Origin of the sequence: Streptococcus equinus, from assembly GCF_900104225.1 — a bacterium.
In the GTDB taxonomy this organism is placed as follows: domain Bacteria; phylum Bacillota; class Bacilli; order Lactobacillales; family Streptococcaceae; genus Streptococcus; species Streptococcus equinus_D.
Genome location: NZ_FNJK01000013.1, coordinates 1 through 3,650 on the forward strand (window position 1 = coordinate 1; position 3,650 = coordinate 3,650).

General features: G+C 48.8%; 1 tRNA gene and 3 rRNA genes. All 4 read right to left on the reverse strand.

Annotated features, from left to right (window positions below):
* Position 1 precedes the first annotated feature (1 nt).
* A 5S ribosomal RNA gene (gene rrf, locus BLP98_RS09155) occupies positions 2-117 on the reverse strand.
* 82 nt (positions 118-199) lie between these two features.
* A 23S ribosomal RNA gene (locus tag BLP98_RS09160) occupies positions 200-3,099 on the reverse strand.
* Positions 3,100-3,246: 147 nt separating this feature from the next.
* A tRNA-Ala gene (locus BLP98_RS09165) sits at positions 3,247-3,319 on the reverse strand.
* Between the two features lie 55 nt (positions 3,320-3,374).
* Positions 3,375-3,650 (reverse strand): 16S ribosomal RNA (locus BLP98_RS09170); the annotation flags it as partial.

The window sequence follows — 3,650 nt, forward strand, 5'->3', positions numbered from 1 at the left end:
TGCTAAGCGACTACCATATCTAACAGGGGGCAACCCCCAACTACATCAGGCGTGCTAGGGCTTAACTTCTGTGTTCGGCATGGGAACAGGTGTATCTCCTAGGCTATCGTCACTTAACTATGATTGATTATCCAATCAAAATTGAATACCTATATATTCTAACAAGTTTCCGAATCGCTGTCAATCTTTCTCAGTTACTTTGGATAAGTCCTCGAGCTATTAGTATTAGTCCGCTACATGTGTCACCACACTTACACTCCTAACCTATCTACCTGATCATCTCTCAGGGCTCTTACTGATATAAAATCATGGGAAATCTCATCTTGAGGTGGGCTTCACACTTAGATGCTTTCAGCGTTTATCCCTTCCCTACATAGCTACCCAGCGATGCCTTTGGCAAGACAACTGGTACACCAGCGGTAAGTCCACTCTGGTCCTCTCGTACTAGGAGCAGATCCTCTCAAATTTCCTACGCCCGCGACGGATAGGGACCGAACTGTCTCACGACGTTCTGAACCCAGCTCGCGTGCCGCTTTAATGGGCGAACAGCCCAACCCTTGGGACCGACTACAGCCCCAGGATGCGACGAGCCGACATCGAGGTGCCAAACCTCCCCGTCGATGTGAACTCTTGGGGGAGATAAGCCTGTTATCCCCAGGGTAGCTTTTATCCGTTGAGCGATGGCCCTTCCATGCGGAACCACCGGATCACTAAGCCCGACTTTCGTCCCTGCTCGAGTTGTAGCTCTCGCAGTCAAGCTCCCTTATACCTTTACACTCTGCGAATGATTTCCAACCATTCTGAGGGAACCTTTGGGCGCCTCCGTTACCTTTTAGGAGGCGACCGCCCCAGTCAAACTGCCCGTCAGACACTGTCTCCGATAGGGATCACCTATCTAGGTTAGAGTAGCCATAACACAAGGGTAGTATCCCAACAACGCCTCCACCGAAACTAGCGTCCCGATTTCTTAGGCTCCTACCTATCCTGTACATGTGGTACAGATACTCAATATCAAACTGCAGTAAAGCTCCATGGGGTCTTTCCGTCCTGTCGCGGGTAACCTGCATCTTCACAGGTACTAAAATTTCACCGAGTCTCTCGTTGAGACAGTGCCCAAATCATTACGCCTTTCGTGCGGGTCGGAACTTACCCGACAAGGAATTTCGCTACCTTAGGACCGTTATAGTTACGGCCGCCGTTTACTGGGGCTTCAATTCACACCTTCGCTATTGCTAAGCGCTCCTCTTAACCTTCCAGCACCGGGCAGGCGTCACCCCCTATACATCATCTTACGATTTAGCAGAGAGCTGTGTTTTTGATAAACAGTTGCTTGGGCCTATTCACTGCGGCTGACTTAAAGCCAGCGCCCCTTCTCCCGAAGTTACGGGGCCATTTTGCCGAGTTCCTTAACGAGAGTTCTCTCGCTCACCTGAGGCTACTCGCCTCGACTACCTGTGTCGGTTTGCGGTACGGGTAGAGTATAATTAACGCTAGAAGCTTTTCTTGGCAGTGTGACATCACTAACTTCGCTACTAAACTTCGCTCCCCATCACAGCTCAATGTTATAGATATAAGCATTTGACTCATATCACACCTCACTGCTTAGACGTGCACTTCCAATCGCACGCTTTAGTTAGCCTACTGCGTCCCTCCATCACTATATACTCTAGTACAGGAATATCAACCTGTTGGCCATCGGATACACCTTTCGGTCTCTCCTTAGGTCCCGACTAACCCAGGGCGGACGAGCCTTCCCCTGGAAACCTTAGTCTTACGGTGGACAGGATTCTCACCTGTCTTTCGCTACTCATACCGGCATTCTCACTTCTATGCGTTCCAGCGCTCCTCACGGTACACCTTCTTCACACATAGAACGCTCTCCTACCATACCTAAAAGGTATCCACAGCTTCGGTAATATGTTTTAGCCCCGGTACATTTTCGGCGCAGGGTCACTCGACTAGTGAGCTATTACGCACTCTTTGAATGAATAGCTGCTTCTAAGCTAACATCCTAGTTGTCTGTGCAACCCCACATCCTTTTCCACTTAACATATATTTTGGGACCTTAGCTGGTGGTCTGGGCTGTTTCCCTTTCGACTACGGATCTTAGCACTCGCAGTCTGACTGCCGATTATATCTCGTTGGCATTCGGAGTTTATCTGATATTGGTAATCCGGGATGGACCCCTCAATCAAACAGTGCTCTACCTCCAAGAGACTTAACATCGACGCTAGCCCTAAAGCTATTTCGGAGAGAACCAGCTATCTCCAAGTTCGTTTGGAATTTCTCCGCTACCCACAAGTCATCCAAGCACTTTTCAACGTGCCCTGGTTCGGGCCTCCAGTGAGTTTTACCTCACCTTCACCCTGCTCATGGGTAGGTCACATGGTTTCGGGTCTACGACATGATACTAAGACGCCCTATTAAGACTCGGTTTCCCTACGGCTCCGTCTCTTCAACTTAACCTCGCATCATATCGTAACTCGCCGGTTCATTCTACAAAAGGCACGCTCTCACCCATTAACGGGCTCGAACTTGTTGTAGGCACACGGTTTCAGGTTCTATTTCACTCCCCTCCCGGGGTGCTTTTCACCTTTCCCTCACGGTACTGGTTCACTATCGGTCACTAGAGAGTATTTAGGGTTAGGAGATGGTCCTCCCAGATTCCGACGAGATTTCTCGTGTCTCGCCGTACTCAGGATACTGCTAGGGTTAAAGAATATTTCAAATACGAGGCTGTTACTCTCTTTGGCTTACCTTCCCAGGTAATTCTTCTATATTCTTGTCGTCCCACAACGCAGTCCTACAACCCCGATGTGTAAACACATCGGTTTGCCCTCTTACCTTTTCGCTCGCCGCTACTAAGGCAATCGCGTTTGCTTTCTCTTCCTGCAGCTACTTAGATGTTTCAGTTCACTGCGTCTTCCTCTACATTACCTTAACAGTAATGAGTGACATGCATTACATGCCGGGTTCCCCCATTCGGACATCTCTGGATCAATGTTTACTTACAACTCCCCAAAGCATTTCGTCGTTAGTCACGTCCTTCATCGGCTTCTAGTGCCAAGGCATCCACCGTGCGCCCTTATTAACTTAACCTTATTTTGGTCTGTTGACCTTAAACTCATTAAATCACAGCGTTTCGGTTTATTTCTTGTTACTATCTACAATTCAATTTCTTGAATCGTGGAATTTGATATAGATATTCAATTTTCAATGGACAATCTTTTGAATCTTTCGATTCAATGGAGCCTAGCGGGATCGAACCGCTGACCTCCTGCGTGCAAAGCAGGCGCTCTCCCAGCTGAGCTAAGGCCCCACAAGACCTCTCAAAACTAAACAATACTCCAAACGTGCTTCCGTTTTTTCCTTAGAAAGGAGGTGATCCAGCCGCACCTTCCGATACGGCTACCTTGTTACGACTTCACCCCAATCATCTATCCCACCTTAGGCGGCTGGCTCCTTAAAGGTTACCTCACCGACTTCGGGTGTTACAAACTCTCGTGGTGTGACGGGCGGTGTGTACAAGGCCCGGGAACGTATTCACCGCGGCGTGCTGATCCGCGATTACTAGCGATTCCGACTTCATGTAGGCGAGTTGCAGCCTACAATCCGAACTGAGATTGGCTTTAAGAGATTTGCTTGCCGTC